General features: G+C 60.7%; 14 protein-coding genes and 1 pseudogene. 6 read left to right on the top strand and 9 right to left on the bottom strand.

The genetic code is table 11. The features are described 5' to 3' along the window. The first annotated feature begins 86 nt into the window (after positions 1 to 86). From KW848_RS28720 to KW848_RS28705, 4 genes are all read left to right on the top strand, one after another. On the top strand, positions 87 to 1,853 hold the full coding sequence (locus tag KW848_RS28720; protein ID WP_218538856.1) for an ATP-binding protein: 1,767 nt from the start codon (positions 87 to 89) through the stop codon (positions 1,851 to 1,853). Continuing rightward, positions 1,847 to 3,181 carry a sigma-54 dependent transcriptional regulator gene (locus KW848_RS28715; protein ID WP_111451942.1) on the top strand — a complete coding sequence of 445 codons (1,335 nt, stop codon included), beginning with the start codon at positions 1,847 to 1,849 and terminating at the stop codon, positions 3,179 to 3,181. The genes KW848_RS28720 and KW848_RS28715 overlap by 7 nt, the downstream gene beginning before the upstream one ends. A gap of 297 nt (positions 3,182 to 3,478) precedes the next feature. Beyond that, entirely contained in the window at positions 3,479 to 4,798 is a 1,320-nt protein-coding gene (locus tag KW848_RS28710; protein ID WP_192410325.1) for an MFS transporter, read from the top strand. Positions 4,799 to 5,074: 276 nt separating this feature from the next. Continuing rightward, positions 5,075 to 5,704: a flavin reductase family protein gene (locus KW848_RS28705; RefSeq protein ID WP_218538818.1), complete on the top strand. Its 630-nt coding sequence runs from the start codon at positions 5,075 to 5,077 to the stop codon at positions 5,702 to 5,704. Here KW848_RS28705 and KW848_RS28700 read toward each other — a convergent pair whose 3' ends face one another. Then, positions 5,705 to 5,935: a hypothetical protein gene (locus KW848_RS28700; RefSeq protein ID WP_056741355.1), complete on the bottom strand. Its 231-nt coding sequence runs from the start codon at positions 5,933 to 5,935 to the stop codon at positions 5,705 to 5,707. A gap of 41 nt (positions 5,936 to 5,976) precedes the next feature. Then, a complete protein-coding gene (locus tag KW848_RS28695) occupies positions 5,977 to 6,330 on the bottom strand; it encodes a putative quinol monooxygenase (protein WP_192410323.1) in 354 nt (117 codons plus the stop codon). A gap of 335 nt (positions 6,331 to 6,665) precedes the next feature. Here KW848_RS28695 and KW848_RS28690 point away from each other — a divergent pair, with 335 nt between their 5' ends. Then, on the top strand, positions 6,666 to 7,595 hold the full coding sequence (locus tag KW848_RS28690) for an AraC family transcriptional regulator (RefSeq protein ID WP_218538817.1): 930 nt from the start codon (positions 6,666 to 6,668) through the stop codon (positions 7,593 to 7,595). A 133-nt stretch (positions 7,596 to 7,728) separates the two neighbouring features. On the opposite strand, the gene KW848_RS28685 is transcribed toward KW848_RS28690, so the two are convergent. The 6 genes from KW848_RS28685 to KW848_RS28660 all read right to left on the bottom strand — a co-directional run bounded on the left by KW848_RS28685 (position 7,729) and on the right by KW848_RS28660 (position 15,155). Then, the gene (locus KW848_RS28685; protein ID WP_218538816.1) at positions 7,729 to 8,784 is read right to left on the bottom strand and encodes an ABC transporter ATP-binding protein; all 1,056 of its coding nucleotides are present in this window, start codon (positions 8,782 to 8,784) and stop codon (positions 7,729 to 7,731) included. Positions 8,785 to 8,802: 18 nt separating this feature from the next. Next, positions 8,803 to 9,651 (bottom strand): ABC transporter permease, encoded by an 849-nt coding sequence (locus KW848_RS28680; protein WP_033057537.1) that lies wholly within the window; start codon positions 9,649 to 9,651, stop codon positions 8,803 to 8,805. Next, positions 9,648 to 10,556: an ABC transporter permease gene (locus KW848_RS28675; RefSeq protein ID WP_111451948.1), complete on the bottom strand. Its 909-nt coding sequence runs from the start codon at positions 10,554 to 10,556 to the stop codon at positions 9,648 to 9,650. The genes KW848_RS28680 and KW848_RS28675 overlap by 4 nt, the downstream gene beginning before the upstream one ends. Positions 10,557 to 10,751: 195 nt before the next feature. Next, positions 10,752 to 11,855: an extracellular solute-binding protein gene (locus KW848_RS28670; RefSeq protein WP_111451950.1), complete on the bottom strand. Its 1,104-nt coding sequence runs from the start codon at positions 11,853 to 11,855 to the stop codon at positions 10,752 to 10,754. A gap of 217 nt (positions 11,856 to 12,072) precedes the next feature. Next, the gene (locus KW848_RS28665) at positions 12,073 to 13,521 is read right to left on the bottom strand and encodes an aldehyde dehydrogenase family protein (protein ID WP_218538815.1); all 1,449 of its coding nucleotides are present in this window, start codon (positions 13,519 to 13,521) and stop codon (positions 12,073 to 12,075) included. Then, positions 13,518 to 15,155 carry a 5-guanidino-2-oxopentanoate decarboxylase gene (locus KW848_RS28660; protein ID WP_218538814.1) on the bottom strand — a complete coding sequence of 546 codons (1,638 nt, stop codon included), beginning with the start codon at positions 15,153 to 15,155 and terminating at the stop codon, positions 13,518 to 13,520. The genes KW848_RS28665 and KW848_RS28660 overlap by 4 nt, the downstream gene beginning before the upstream one ends. Positions 15,156 to 15,314: 159 nt before the next feature. Here KW848_RS28660 and KW848_RS28655 point away from each other — a divergent pair, with 159 nt between their 5' ends. Continuing rightward, a complete protein-coding gene (locus KW848_RS28655) occupies positions 15,315 to 16,196 on the top strand; it encodes a LysR substrate-binding domain-containing protein (RefSeq protein WP_218538813.1) in 882 nt (293 codons plus the stop codon). A gap of 57 nt (positions 16,197 to 16,253) precedes the next feature. Here the strand turns inward: KW848_RS28655 and KW848_RS31995 are convergent. Beyond that, positions 16,254 to 16,346, bottom strand: a pseudogene (locus tag KW848_RS31995) (IS110 family transposase); the annotation flags it as partial.

Genomic DNA, 16,346 nt, shown 5'->3' with positions numbered 1-16,346 from the left:
ACGGATGAGCTTTACACGGGCAACGCTGTCCACACGCGGCGTGCATGCTATGGTGCGCGCCCGTATTGCTGACTGTTTACTACGCCATGCTTGCGACCTCCCGGACGGTACGTCTGATGCTGTACACCTTGCTGATTGTTGCTGGCGCAGCGCTGGCAGCCGGGCTTGCCGTGCGCCACACCGAGCGCCAGGCGCTGGTCGAAGACGCCGCCCGCGCCAATCAGCAGTTGGCGCTCTACGCCAATTCCCTGCACACCCTGATCGACCGCTACCGCGCCCTGCCGGCAGTCCTTGCGCTGGACCCGGAGTTACGCGCCGCGCTCAAGGGTTCCGTGTCCGCTGAACAGCAGGAGGCACTGAACCGCAAACTGGAAAAGATCAACGGCGCGGCGCAATCCTCGACCCTGGAACTGCTCGACCACACCGGTCTGGCGGTGGCCGCGAGTAATTGGCGTTTGCCCAGCAGTTACGTCGGTCACAACTATGGCTTTCGCCCCTATTTCAGCCAAACACGCACCCAGGGCACCGGGCGTTTTTACGCGGTGGGTGTGACCAGCGGAATTCCCGGTTACTTCCTGTCCAGCGCAGTCACCGGTGACGACGGTCAGTTCCTCGGCGCCATGGTGGTGAAGCTCGAATTTCCGGAACTGGAGCGCGAGTGGCGTCAGGGCAGCGACACGTTGCTGGTCAGCGATGCACGCGGGATTATCTTCATCGCCAATCAGCCGGGCTGGCGCTATCGCCTGTTGAAACCGCTGAGTGACAGCGATCACGCCGAACTCAAGGTCACCCGCCAATACGACAAACAACCGCTGACACCGCTCGAGTATCAATCGGTGCAGCGCTTCGACGACAACAGTGACCTGACGCGGGTTGTGGGGCCTGACGGGACGGCGAATTACCTGTGGGAATCGCTACCGCTGAGCACTGAAGGCTGGACCTTGCACCTGCTGCGCCGCCCGCAAATCGCGTTCGAAGACAGGCGCAACGCCGGGCTCGCCGCCGCCGGGTTGTGGCTGGCGGTGGTGTTTCTGTTGCTGTTTCTCAATCAGCGCTGGCGTCTGGCCAAGCTGCGCCAGCGCAGTCGTGAAGAGCTGGAACAACTGGTGGAAGAACGCACCCGCGACCTGCGCACCGCTCAGGACGGTCTGGTGCAATCGGCCAAACTCGCCGCCCTCGGCCAGATGTCTGCCGCGCTGGCCCATGAAATCAATCAACCGCTGACCGCCCAGCGCATGCAGCTTGCTACGCTGAGGCTGCTGCTCGATCACGGCCGGGTCGACGACGCTTACAAGGCGCTCAAACCGGTGGATGACATGCTGACGCGCATGGCCGCGCTCACCGGCCACCTGAAAACCTTCGCCCGCAAAAGCCCCAGCGGCTTGCGCGAACGCCTGGATTTGGCGGCGGTGGTCGATCAATCCTTGCAGTTGCTGGATGCGCGCCTGCGTGACGAGCGCATCAGCACCGTGCTGCACCTGACGCGCCCGGCCTGGGTGCGTGGCGATGCGATTCGCCTGGAGCAGGTGCTGATCAATTTGCTGCGCAATGCCCTGGACGCCATGCAGGACAAGCCCTGCAAACGCCTGGAAATCCGTCTCGAAGCCGACGAACAACTCTGGCGCCTGACGGTCGCTGACAACGGTGGCGGCATTGCCCAAGAGCACTTGGCCAACGTGTTTGATCCGTTTTTCACCACCAAACCGGTGGGTGATGGCCTGGGCCTCGGGCTGGCCGTATCCTTTGCCATCGTTCACGAATCGGGCGGACGCCTGAGCGCCGACAATCATGCCAACGGCGCGGTGTTCACCGTGACCTTGCCCATCGACCTGGAGGCCCCTGGCTCATGCTGAATTCCGTGATGGTGGTCGACGACGAAAGCAGTATTCGCAGTGCCGTCGAACAATGGCTGAGCCTGTCGGGGTTCGAGGTGCAGTTGTTCAGCCGCGCCGATGAGTGCCTGGCGCAGCTGCCCAAGCATTTCCCCGGAGTGATCCTCAGCGACGTGCGCATGCCTGGCATGACCGGCCTGGAACTGCTGGCCGAGGTTCAGCGCCGCGATGCCGACTTGCCGGTGATTCTGCTGACCGGTCACGGCGATGTGCCGATGGCGGTCGAAGCGATGCGCGATGGCGCCTACGACTTCCTTGAAAAACCCTTCAGCCCCGAAACCCTGCTCGGCAGTCTGCGCCGTGCGCTGGACAAGCGGCGGCTGGTGCTGGAAAACCGCGCCCTGCATGAACAGGCGGACAACCGCGCCAAACTCGATGCGACACTGCTGGGCGTGTCCCGTGGTTTGCAGACGCTGCGGCGGCAAGTGCTGGACCTGGCGACGCTGCCGGTCAATGTGTTGATTCGCGGTGAAACCGGCAGCGGCAAGGAATTGGTCGCCCGTTGCCTGCACGACTTTGGTCCGCGCGCCGACAAACCGTTTGTGGCGTTGAACTGTGCGGCGATCCCCGAGCAGCTGTTCGAGGCCGAGCTGTTCGGCCACGAGAGCGGCGCGTTCACCGGCGCCTCGGGCAAACGCATCGGCAAGCTCGAATACGCTGATGGCGGCACGTTGTTTCTCGATGAAATCGAAAGCATGCCGCTGGCCCAACAGGTGAAATTGCTGCGGGTGTTGCAGGAGCAGAAGCTGGAGCGGTTGGGCTCCAATCAGAGTATCCGCGTGGATTTGCGAATCATCGCCGCGACCAAACCCGACTTGCTGGACGAAGCCCGGGCCGGACGCTTTCGCGAGGATCTGGCCTATCGGTTAAACGTGGCCGAGTTGCGGCTGCCACCGTTACGCGAGCGGCGTGAAGACATTCCGTTGTTGTTCGAGTCGTTCGCGCAAAATGCCGCCGAGCGGTTGGGGCGCACGTTTCCACCGCTGAGCGGCCCGCAGTTGAGCCATCTGTTGAGCCATGACTGGCCGGGCAACGTACGCGAATTGGCGAACGTCGCTGAGCGACAAGTGTTGGGGCTGGGCGAGCCGGAACCGGTGGGGATCGACCCTGGGCAGTCGCTGGCGGCGCAGCAGGAAGCGTTTGAAGCGCATTGTCTGCGCGCGGCGTTGACCCGGCATAAGGGCGATGTGAAAGCGGTATTGGAAGAACTGCAGCTGCCGCGCCGGACGTTCAATGAAAAGATGCAGCGCCATGGCCTGACCCGCGAGATGTTCCTGCAAGACAGCTGATTTTTGCGTTGCCTGACCAGGCCCCTTCGCGAGCAAGCCCGCTCCCACATTTGAACTGTGTACACCGGACCATTGTGGGAGCGGGCTTGCTCGCGAAGAGGCCGGCACAAACAACGCACTTCATGACCCATAGGCAATTTTCCGCTCACACACCATCCAGCATAAGCGGATTTCCGCTCGCTCAAGCTGCAAAACCCCTCTAAACCGGCCCTCCTCCCTTTGGCACATCTCCTGCTATAGCCCCAGCAGGCTGCGTTTCAACGCGCTCCACAAAAACAATTAAATGAAGGATCCGTCATGGATAACTCACAAACCCTGCCTCTTGGGTCGGCAGCTTCGCCTGCCAAAGAAAGAACCACTGCCAGTCGCATCAAATCGATCTTCAGCGGCTCCGTCGGCAACATGGTCGAGTGGTACGACTGGTACGTCTACGCCGCCTTCTCCCTGTACTTTGCCAAGGCCTTTTTCCCCAAAGGCGACACCACCGCGCAACTGCTGAACACCGCCGCGATCTTCGCCGTGGGCTTCCTGATGCGCCCGATCGGTGGCTGGCTGATGGGCCTCTACGCCGACAAGGCCGGTCGCAAGAAAGCACTGATGGCTTCGGTGTATCTGATGTGTTTCGGCTCGCTGCTGATTGCCCTGAGCCCTGGTTATGAAACCATCGGCATTGGCGCACCGATCCTGCTGATTTTCGCCCGCCTGCTGCAGGGCCTGTCGGTCGGTGGCGAGTACGGCACCTCGGCAACGTACCTCAGCGAGATGGCGACCAAGGATCGTCGCGGCTTCTACTCCAGCTTCCAGTACGTGACCCTGATCTCCGGCCAGCTCATCGCGTTGGCAGTGCTGATCGTGCTGCAACAGACCCTGACCACCGAACAGCTGTATGCCTGGGGCTGGCGCATCCCGTTCGCCATTGGCGCGCTGTGTGCCGTTGTCGCGCTGTACCTGCGTCGTGGCATGGAAGAAACCGAGTCGTTCACCAAGAAAGAGAAGGCCAAGGAAAGCGCGATGCGCACCTTGTTGCGTCATCCGAAGGAACTGATGACTGTGGTCGGCCTGACCATGGGCGGCACCCTGGCGTTCTACACCTACACCACGTACATGCAGAAATACCTGGTGAACACCGTCGGCATGAGCATCTCCGACTCCACCACTATTTCGGCCGCCACGCTGTTCCTGTTCATGTGCCTGCAACCGATCATTGGCGGGCTCTCGGATAAAGTCGGTCGCCGGCCAATCCTGATTGCCTTTGGTGTTCTCGGGACGCTGTTCACCGTGCCGATCCTGACCACCCTGCACACCGTGCAGACCTGGTGGGGCGCGTTCTTCCTGATCATGGCAGCGCTGATCATCGTCAGCGGCTACACCTCGATCAACGCGGTGGTCAAAGCCGAACTGTTCCCGACCGAAATCCGCGCGCTGGGCGTCGGCCTGCCGTACGCGCTGACCGTGTCGATCTTCGGCGGCACCGCTGAATACATCGCACTGTGGTTCAAGAGCATCGGCATGGAAACCGGTTACTACTGGTATGTCACCGCCTGTATTGCCGTGTCGTTGCTGGTCTACGTGACCATGAAAGATACCCGCAAGCATTCGCGGATCGAGACGGACTGAGTCCGCCCGCGCCATAAAAACAGGGGCAGACCTTAACGGGTCTGCCCCTTTTTTATTTGCCTCAACCCAAACCCTGTGGGAGCGGGCTTGCTCGCGAAAGCGGTTTAACAGGCAACTTATTTGTTGGATGTGACACCGTCTTCGTCGGAACGCCGCCCGGAGACAAGCCCGCTCCCACAGGGTTCTGGGTCGATCCCGGATTTGGAGCTCATTGCTGGAAATTATCGGCTCGTCCTTGCACCATGGCGTCTCCCGAGAGCTCCTGGAATTTACGCCATGCCCGACGACATCCATTTCTACGAACCCGCCAACGGCCACGGCCTGCCGCATGACCCGTTCAACGCCATCGTCGGCCCGCGCCCCATTGGCTGGATTTCCTCCCAGGATGCCGATGGCCGCCTGAACCTGGCGCCCTACAGCTTCTTCAACGCCTTCAACTACATTCCGCCGATCATTGGTTTTTCCAGTGTCGGGCGCAAAGACAGCCTGAATAACATCGAGCGCACCGGCGAGTTCGCCTGGAACCTGGCGACCCGTCCGCTGGCCGAGCAGATGAACCAGTGCTCTGCCATGGTCGGGTCTGAGGTCAACGAGTTCGAGCTGTCCGGACTCACCCCGGCAGCGTCGAAAATCATTCAGGTGCCGCGCGTCGCCGAAAGTCCGGTGTCCTTCGAGTGCAAGGTCACGCAGATCATTCAGTTGCAGCGGGCGAGCGGCGAAGTGGTGCCGAGCTGGCTGATTCTCGGCGAAGTGGTCGCCGTGCACATCGCCAAGTGGCTGTTGAAGGATGGGGTGTACGACACCGCCGCGGCAGAACCGATTCTGCGCGGCGGCGGGCCAGCGGATTATTTCCAGCTGGGGCCTGAGGCGTTGTTCAAGATGTATCGCCCGGGGGCGAAAAGGTAATTACCAGATCAGGTCGCCGTCTTCACTGACATCTTTGAGGTGGGTCAGTTGCAGCGCGGCGGCTTCATCGGCCTCGCGGGCAGTTTTGAAGGTCTGCTCTTCGAGCAGCTTGTGAAAGCGCGGTGCACCCGAACCACCGATGGCCTTGGTGGCAATCGCGGCGTGATAACCGCCTTCACGGGGTACTACGGCCGATACGGCTTCGAAGGTTTCAAAGGCTTTGCGTGCCATGTCGCGGATCCTGCTGAATGGAGAATTGAGCCATTAAACCCTCAACCCGCCATTTTGTGTACCCACGACTGGGACTGCCCCTGCGCCTGGGCAGCCGACACGTCCTTGAAGGTATGAAAATCCAGGCTGTTGACCACCAGGTCTTGCACCAACCCGGCAAAAATCTGCATGGCCGGGGTGCTGAAGTAAGCGGTCATGGCCTGCTGGTTCATCCAGAAACCGGACACCAGCCACAACTCCGGATCGCACTGCGAATGTTGCAGGGCAAAATTCAGGCAACCCGGTGCGCTGCGGGACGGCTCGATCAAGGCGCTGAGGCGCGCACCGAGTTCCGCCGAACGCCCGGCGCGGGCGCGTACAAAGGCCATATGACTGACGGGGATCTGCGTAGACATGGTTAACCCTCCCAGGTACTCGAGTGGCAGCCGTGGGACGGGCTGCGACAGGATCAAAGGTTAAGCGCGCCGGTGGAAGCGCGGTTAGTCGATTCCTGCCGGCTTATTGCACAATCCTGCGCGGCTTCTCGAAAAACCTGTAACAACCAGTTAAAGCTCTGGTGCCAAAGAAACAGGGCTTTCAAGCAAGTTTTCCTTGGGTTGGCCTGTCATAGAGGTGCCGTCAATTCACTCCGTGCAGAATCAGGCAAGGTTGAGGCAGGATGTGTCTACCGCTTCGTCTTGCACAAATTTAAGCTCACCTCATTACTGACGCCCCACCGAGGATGCCTTGCATGTCGTCGCTCGATCATTTTCAAGCCCCGCTGGACGCCGACATGGAGAAACAGCGCGCAGAACTGGCCGCTATCATTCGCCATAACACGGCGGAGGATGGCACTTATGCCACTGCCGTCGGCTCGCTCTTCATGTCTCGCCATAGCCAGTCCCATGAGTTTGCCCCGGTACTGGCGCAACCTGCGCTGTGCATTATGGCGCAGGGCCGTAAAGAGGTCAGGCTGGCCGATGAATACTTCAATTACGATCCGCTGAACTACCTGGTGGTCTCCGTCTCGATGCCATTGAGCGGACGCGTGGTAAACGTCACGTCTGAAGAACCGATCCTCGCGGTGCGGCTGGATATCGACCCGGCGGAAATCTCCGCGCTGATTGCCGATGCCGGTCCTCTCGGTGTGCCCACCCGGCCAACGGGGCGCGGCTTGTACGTCGAACGGATCGACTCCGCGATGCTCGATGCGGTGCTGCGTCTGGCACGTTTGCTGGATGCGCCGAAAGACATCGCCATGCTCGCGCCGCTGATTCGCCGGGAGATTCTTTATCGGTTGTTGCGCAGTCAGCAGGGCCATCGGCTGTACGAAATCGCTATCGCCAACAGCCAGAGCCATCGCATCAGCCAGGCGATCAAATGGCTCAACGGCAACTATGAACAGCCGTTGCGCATCGATGATCTGGCGAAGGAAGTGAACCTGAGCGTGTCGACGTTGCATCACCGGTTCAAGGCGATGACGGCGATGAGTCCGTTGCAGTATCAGAAGCAACTGCGCCTGCAAGAAGCGCGACGGTTGATGCTGGCGGAAGGCTTGGAGGCTTCGGCGGCGGGGTATCGGGTGGGGTATGAAAGTCCGTCGCAATTCAGCCGTGAGTACAGCCGATTGTTCGGGGCTCCGCCGCTCCGGGATTTGGCGCGGTTGCGGTTGTCCGTCTGATTCAGTTTTTGTGGTGCTGCGACTTACGCCTTCGCGAGCAAGCCCGCTCCCACAGTGATCTGTGGTGTTCACAAATCCAATGTGGGAGCGGGCTTGCTCGCAGAGGCCACTACAGTCAATCCACCTCTAAGAGTCAGGCGCTTAGTACTCGGCACGCCTCCGCTGGAAGGGTCACCGACACCGGATTGCCAATGCTCAACCCAAACCCCTGACACGGCGTACTCAACGCCGTAAACGACACCCCGGAACACTCCACGGTCGTTTCTATCGTCGCGCCAATATCACGCACAAACGTCACCTTACCGAGCAGCCGATTCCCCGCCGTCGCCTGTGGATGCGACAGTTGCAGGTCCTCAGGGCGAATCAGCATCTTCACCTTCTCACCCACCACAATGCTGCTGCAGATCGGCACTTCCAACGCATCGCCACCCGGCAACCCGACCTTGCCGTTGCCCAGCGCGGTGGCCGGGAAAATGTTGCCCGAGCCAATAAAGTCCGCAACAAATTCATTGGCAGGATGACGATAAATCTCAATCGGCGTGCCCACTTGCTGCACCCGATGTTCACCCAACACCACAACGATATCCGCCATGGTCATGGCTTCACGCTGGTCGTGAGTCACCATGATGGTGGTGATGTTCAAGCGTTGTTGCAGCTGACGGATTTCCACCTGCATCGATTCGCGCAGCTTGGCGTCGAGCGCCGACAGCGGCTCATCCAGCAGCAGGATTTTCGGCCGCGAGGCAATCGCCCGGGCAATCGCAACGCGCTGACGTTGACCACCGGAGAGTTTGGCCACCGGGCGATCAATCATCTCGCTCAGCTGAATCAGTTCGAGCAACTCCACCACCCGCGCCTGCTGATCAGCCTTGCTGACACCACGCAGTTTCAGCGGATAGGCGATGTTCTCCCCCACTGTCATGTGCGGGAACAGCGCCAGGGATTGAAACACCATGCCGAAATTACGTTGATGCGCCGGCGTGTGGCCGATGTCTTCACCGTCCAGGCGAATCTCGCCGCCGCTCAGGGTTTCGAGCCCTGCAATCATTCGCAGCAAGGTGGTTTTGCCGCAGCCCGACGGGCCGAGGAAACACACCAGTTTGCCCTCAGGCAAATGCAGGTTTACATCCTTTACCGCGCAGGCCGAGCCGTAATATTTCTCGACGTTTTCCAGAATCAGACCAGTCATTTGAATCACCTCAAGAAATCAGAACGAAACGCCGCCTTCGCCAACCAACTTTTCCAGCGCCCAAATGAGCACGAAGTCGATCAGCACGATCAGCACGGCAAACGAAAATACGGTTGGGTCGAGCGAAGACACGGTGCGGCTGTACATCCAGATCGGCACGGTCATGACGTCGATGGTGTAGAGGAAGTAGGTCACGGTGAATTCGTTGAACGAGACGATGAACGCCAGCAGCATCCCCGCCAGAATCCCCGACTTCATCAACGGCACCACCACATCGATAATCGCCCGGGTCGGTGAAGCACCCAGCATTTGCGCGGCTTCTTCGACTTCGCTGCCGATGGAGAGCATCGCAGCAGTACAGTTTTTCACCACGAACGGCAGCGCCAGGATCACGTGGGCAATCACCAGCCGCGACGTTGTGATTTGAAAGGGCAGGCTGTCAAACACCAGCAATAAAGCCAACCCCAACACCACCATCGGGAACACCAATGGCAGCGACATCAGTTGCAGCGCCACGGCTTTGCCGCGGAACTCGCAACGGGTCAGCGCGTAAGCGGCCGGCACCGCCACAATCGTGGCAAACACCATGGTCAGGCACGCCACCATCAGGCTGGTGGTCATGGCTTTGCCGAGGCTCAGCACATCGCTTGCATCCGGCGACACGAAGGTGTGCCAGGCAGCCTTGTACCATTGCAGGCTGTAACTGCTCGGCGGGAAGTCGAGGTTCGACGCACCGCTGAACGACATCACGATCATGGTCAGGATCGGCAACACCGCCAGCAGCAGGATGAAGCCCGAGAGGATGCCGGCAAACTTGCCGGTCTCGCCGGGCAGCAGCCCATAACGTTTCTTGATCAGGGTGCTCATTGGGAAGCCTCCAGCATGCGCCGACGACGGCCAGTGATGTATTCGGACAAGGTCATGATTGCGAGCGTGGTGACAATCAGCACCACACCGGCAGCGGAGGCGGCGGGCCAGTTCATCAGCGGGGCGATCTGGTCATGGACCATCACGGCCAGCATCGGCACGCGTCGGCCACCGAGCAGCAAGGGCACCACGAAGCTGCTGGCGTTGTAGGCGAATACCAACGTCGCGCCGGTAATGATCCCCGGCATGCTCATTGGCAGCACCACCTGACGGAATACCTGCAAACGGCTGGCACCCAGGGTTGCAGCGGCTTCTTCATAGGTACGGGCGACGCCGCGCATGGCGCTGGCAATCGGCAGCACAGCCAACGGGAACGCGGTTTGCACCAGGCCCATCAGTACGCCGTTCTGGTTGTAGAGCAGCATGATCGGACGCTTGATCAGGCCCAGGCCCATCAGCGCCTGATTGAGCATCCCGCCAGGTCCCAGAATTACCAGCCAGCCATAGCTTTGCAGCAGCAGGTTGACCAGCAATGGCAGCAGCACCGCCGCGAGGAAGATTCGCCGCACGAACGGCGAGGTCAGCCGCGACATGGTGTAGGCCACCGGGATCGCCAACACAACTGCGATCACCGCGCTGATCAAGGCCAGGCGCAGGGTCAGCAGCAAGGATTTGAGGTAGTACGGTTCCAGCAGCTGGGCGTAACTGGCCAGGCTGAACCCGGTCCATTCCGCGCCTTTGGTGCCCACGCTCATGCGCAGTACCAGCAGGCTGGCGGCGATCAGTACGCCCAGAAACAGCATCGACGGCGAGAGGAAAATCCAGGCACGCGTCGTCGGCGAAACACCCCGATTGGTGCGCACTGCAGCGGCGACGACCGGATGAGTCAGAGGTTGGTGTTCCATAGCAAGGGTCTCGTCAATGGAAAGCAGCTGAACGAACACAAGACTTGAAACCACGTTGAACCCTGTGGGAGCGGGCTTGCTCGCGAAGAGGCTGTGTCAGTCGACATCAATGTTGAATGTCACACCGCATTCGCGAGCAAGCCCGCTCCCACATTGGATTTGTGGTGTCCCAGAAGGCTTGCGTACGCCACTCGATCAGGAAGAAAAGATTTCCGTGTAACGACGAATCCATTGGTCATGCACGGTGGCCAGGAAGGCGTTGTCGTGCATGATCGCCTTCTCGGCAATCTGCTCAGGCGTGAGGATGAACGGGCTCTTGCGCGCTTCGGCGGAGATGATCGCCTTGGCGTTGACCGGGCCGTTGTAGATGTCTTCAGCCATCTTGCCCTGCACCAACGGGTCCAGAGAGTGGTTGATGAAGGCGTAGGCCATGTCGGTGTCGCCCGGACGGTTCTTCGGCATCACCGATTGCATCAAGTCGGTGTAGAAACCTTCCTTCATGCCAAAGGTTGCACTTAGACCGTAGGCTGGATCGCGGATCTGTTTCGGGAAGAATGCCGGCGCATACAGGCCGCCCATGTCCAACGAACCGGTGCGGAACAGTTCGGCGATCTGGTTCGGGTTTTCACCCAGGGTCACTACGCGATCTTTCAGCTCGGCGAGTTTCTTGAAGCCCGGCTCAATGTTGTGTTCGTCACCACCGGCCAGTTTGGCGGCGATGATGATCAGGTCCATGGCCTCGGTCCAGTTTGGCGGCGGCAGGAAGATGTTCGGTGCCAGGTCCGCGTCCCACAGGGCGGCGTAGCTGTCCGGCGCTTCTTTCTGAGTGCGCGTGCTGTAGACCAGGCTGTTGCACCAGAGCAGGTAACCGATGCCGTGGCCATTGGCGCCGGTGCGGTATTTCTCCGGTACGTCGACCAGGTTGGGAATGCGGTTGAGGTCGGGTTTTTCCAGCAGGTTGGCGGCGGCCAGACCTTCGGCGCCGACGCCGGCCAGGGTGATGATGTCGTACTGCGGACGATCACCGCCGGCCTTGAGTTTGGCGACCATTTCCGAGGTGCTGCCGGTGCGGTCAGCGATGACCTTGCAGCCGTACTTGTCTTCGAAGGTCGCGGCGATATTGCGCAGGGCTGCCAAGCCGGTGTCATCGGACCAGGTCAGCAAACGCAGGGTCTTGCCCGCAAAGCGTGTGTCGCTGGCATTGGCCTTGATGAACGGCATGCTCATGGCGGCCGCGGCCACCGAGGCTACGCCTACGGTCTTGATGAATTGACGTCTGTTCAGATCATGTTCGCCCATTACGGACTCCCTTTGTTTTTGTAGGTATAAGGCAGGTCGAAACTGTTGCATCCGCGCGACCGATTCAGCATTAGCCCCCGTATTTTCGGGGGTTTGGCTGAGCCAGCGAGTTCATCCTGAGGTCGTGTAAAACACCTGACTATCGATAAAAACTCATCGAAGCCATGACGCCAGCGCATGCCTCATCACGAGGCATGCGCTCACCTTTTTCGTGCCGTCAGACAGCCCGAATCACGTGTTTGATTTCCTGGAAAGCCTGCAAGCCCCACGGCCCCAACTCGCGGCCGATGCTGCTCTGTTTGTAGCCACCCCAAGCGGTCTGCGGGAAGATCACTTGCGGCGCGTTGATCCACACAAGCCCCGCCTGCAAGGCGTTGGCGACCCGATCTGCCGCTTCGGCATCGCGGGTGACCACGCTGGCCACCAGGCCGAACTGGCTGTCATTGGCCAGGGCAATCGCCTCGTCTTCGCTGGAAAAACTGCGCACGCAGATCACCGGGCCGAAGATCTCTTCACACCACAGCGCACTGCCGAGGGGCACTTCGGTGAAAATCGTCGGCTGCAAAAAATAGCCTCGCGACAGGTCTGCCGGACGATTGCCGCCGCAAACCAGTTTGGCGCCAGCACTCAAACCGCGATCAATATGACCAAGCACGCGCTGGTATTGCGCTTGGTTGACCAGTGCGCCCATTTCCACGTTCGGGTCGAACGGGTCGGCCACGCGAATGGCTTCGGCGCGGGCCTTCAAACGGATGAGGAATTCGTCCGCCAGTTCATCGGCGACCAGCACGCGGCTGGTGGCCGAACACATCTGCCCGGCGTTGAAGAAACCGCCGCCACAGGCCACTTCCACAGCCAGCTCGATGTCAGCGTCTTTGAGTACCAGCAGCGAGGATTTGCCGCCCAGTTCCAGGCTCACGCCCTTTACGGTTTCTGCGGCACGTTGCATGACTTGAACACCGACCGCGTTGCTGCCGGTGAAGGAAATCTTGGCGATGCGCGGGTCGGCCGACAACGGCGCACCAACCGCCAGACCCGTGCCGCAGACCAGGTTGAACACGCCCTTGGGCAGGCCGGCCTCGGCGATGATCGTTGCCAGTTCCAGCTCCGGCAGAGGCGTCACTTCTGACGGCTTGAGCACCACGCAGCAACCGGCGGCCAGGGCCGGGGCGAGTTTCCAGGCGGTGGTGACCATCGGGAAGTTCCACGGCACGATCAGGCCGACGACACCGCACGGCTCGCGGCGTACACGAGCGCTGAAGTCGTCGGTTGGCAGCTCGACGTTGCTGTCTTGCTTGGCATCGAGGCCTTCGGCTAATCCTGCGTAGTACTCGAAGGTGGCGATCACGTCGTCGACATCGATGGCCGCTTCGAACAGCGGTTTGCCGTTGTTGCTCGACTGCAATTTCATCAATTGCTCACGACCGGCCTGCACGCCCGCAGCGATTTTGCGCAGAATCGCGCCGCGCTCGGCGCCGGTGGTTGTCGACCATTGCTTGAAGGCGTTGGTCGCGGCAGTAACGGCTTGCTCGACTGCGCGTTCATCGCCGCCGTTCACGGTGGTCAACAGGGCTTCGGTCGCCGGGTTGATCACGCGCAAATGTTCGTTACCGGCGGACCATTGGCCGTTGATGTACAGGCCATCCAACGTGGTTGGAAAACTCATTTCGACACCGCCTTCATCCAAACAGTCTGATCGATTTCAATCAGGGTCGGACCCTGGCGGTCGGTGGCAGCGCGCAGTGCGCTGCGCAGTTGCTCGACACCGCAGACGGCTTCGGCGGCACAGCCCAGCGCCTTGGCCACACCGATGAAGTCCGGGGTGTAGATGTCCACGCCGACCGGCTCGATATCGCGGTTGACCATGTATTTCTTGATCTCTTCGTAGCCCTGGTTATTCCACAGCAGGACGATCACCGGGGTGCGCGCTTCAACGGCGCTGGCCAGTTCCGGCAGGGTAAATTGCAGGCCGCCGTCGCCGATCAGGCACACCACCGGAGGACGTGCGCCGTTTTCAACGCTGCCGCCGAGCCAGGCGCCAATCGCTGCCGGCAACGCGTAACCGAGGGTGCCGTAACCGGTGGACGAGTTGAACCAGCGACGCGGGCGCTCCGGGTTGAAGGTCAGGTTGCCGGTGTACACCGGTTGGGTCGAATCGCCAACGAAGACTGCGTTTGGCAGTTCGTGCAGAACCGTCTCCAGGAAACGGGTCTGGGCCAGGGTCGGCGCGTCCCAGGTGGCGGCCAGTTCGTCGCGCAAGCGTGCGGCACGGACCTGGCCCCAATCGTTGCGGCGCTCGGCCAGCGAGTGGTGGGACAGTTCGCTCAGCAAGGCTTGGGCGGCGTTGCGCGAGTCGGCTACCAATGCGACTTTCGGCGGGTAGTTGCGCACGGTCTGGTCAGGGTCGATGTCCACACGCAGCAGCACGCCAGGTATCTCGAAACCGCCGGCGAAGGTGATGTCGTAATCGGTTTCGGCCAGTTCGGTGCCGATCGCCAGCACCACGTCGGCTTCAGCCACCAAAGCGCGAGTCGCGACCAGACTTTGGGTCGAGCCGATCAGCAACGGGTGATTGGATTCGAGCATGCCTTTGGCATTGATGGTCAGGGCCACCGGGGCGTCCAGCCGTTCGGCCAGTTCAGTCAATTCGGCGGCCGCATCGATGGCGCCGCCACCGGCGAGAATCAGTGGACGCTTGGCACCGGCCAGCAGCGCGGTCATGCGGCTGATTGCGCTCGGCGAGGCACCGGCGCGGTCGATGTTCACGGGTACGCTGGCGAGCAGGTCATCGGCCTCTTCTACCAGCACGTCCAACGGAATTTCGATATGCACAGGACGCGGACGGCCGGCCTGGAACAGTGCAAAAGCGCGAGCCAGGACGCCCGGCAATTCAGCCGCCGACATCAAGGTGTGGGAGAACGCCGCCACACCGCCGACCAATGCGCTCTGGTTCGGCAGCTCGTGCAGCTTGCCGCGACCGCCGCCCAACTGGCTGCGCGATTGCACGCTGGAGATCACCAGCATCGGGATCGAGTCGGCGTAGGCCTGGCCCATGGCGGTGGTGATGTTGGTCATGCCAGGGCCGGTGATGATGAAGCACACACCCGGTTTGCCGCTGGTGCGAGCGTAACCGTCGGCCATGAAACCGGCGCCCTGTTCGTGACGCGGAGTGACGTGGTTGATGCTCGAACGGGCCAGCCCGCGATACAGCTCCACGGTGTGAACCCCGGGAATGCCGAACACCTGCTCAACCCCGTAATCTTCGAGTAACTTGACCAATACTTCGCCGCACGTCGCCATGTCTTTGCCCTTTTTGTTCGTTTGAGACGCCGGACCTGCGCAGTGTTTATGATGAGTGGGCAGGTCCAGGGATGGCCTCATTGGAACGGGCGACACGTAGCCGCAACAATGGATAAAAAGTCATACTAGCCATGTCCTCACGTCATACCTTGGATCCCAATGAAACGATTGCCTCCCCTGCCGGCGCTGCACACTTTTCTGATTACCGCGCAGTGCTGCAACTTCACCCGTGCTGCCGAACAGCTGTACATCACCCAAGGTGCGGTGAGTCGGCAGATCGCCGGGCTGGAAGAACATCTGGGTTATGAACTGTTCATTCGCCAGGCCCGCGGCCTTGACCTGACGGCCGAAGGACGGGAATGGCTGCCACGGGTCCAGCAGATTTTCGGCTTGATCGACGAAGCCGTGGAGCAGATCGGCGAGAAGCGCGAAACCCTGCAACTCAAGGCCCCGACGTGTGTCATGCGCTGGCTGTTGCCACGGCTGTTGCAGTGGCAGCGGGAGCGCCCGGATGTGCCGGTGCAATTGACCACCACGGTCAAGCACGGTGTGGATTTTCATCGCGAGCAGTTCGATGCGGCGGTGATGTACGGCGCACCACCGGACAGCGCGCTGGCCTCTTTTCATTTGTTCGATGAGCAATTGACGCCGGTCTGCTCCAAACCTCTGCTGGAAGGTCCAGTGCCGCTGATGACGCCGCAGGATCTGGAACAGCACATGCTGCTGCACCCGACACGGGATGAACGGGACTGGAAGGCCTGGCTGGCCACTGCGGATATTCGCTTGAGCAATGTCGGCAAGGGTCAGCATTTCGAAACGCTGGACCTGGCGATGTCGATGGCGTCCCAAGGGACAGGCGTGGCGATCGGGGATTGGTCGTTGATCGGCGATGATTTGAGTGCCGGGCGGCTGGTCATGCCGTTTGAATTGAAGGTGAAAACCGGGTTGGCGTATTACCTGGTTTTCCCCGAGAAACCCGGGCCTTCGCCGAAGTTGCGTGAATTGATGGGGTGGTTGGTGGAGCAGGCTCAGGCGCGCTAATGCTCTGAAGGCTTGGCGCGCAACCCTGTGGGAGATTCTATGGTTGAGGGAAAGCCCTCAACTGGCTTTTGGCTGATATTCGCTTTGCCCTTTCAGCAAGGCGAATACCACCCGAGCAAGCTTGCGAGCCAGCATCACCAGCGCCTGAGT

Source organism: Pseudomonas sp. PDM25, from assembly GCF_019219045.1.
Taxonomy (GTDB): domain Bacteria; phylum Pseudomonadota; class Gammaproteobacteria; order Pseudomonadales; family Pseudomonadaceae; genus Aquipseudomonas.
This window is presented reverse-complemented; position numbering and strand designations above follow the sequence as displayed.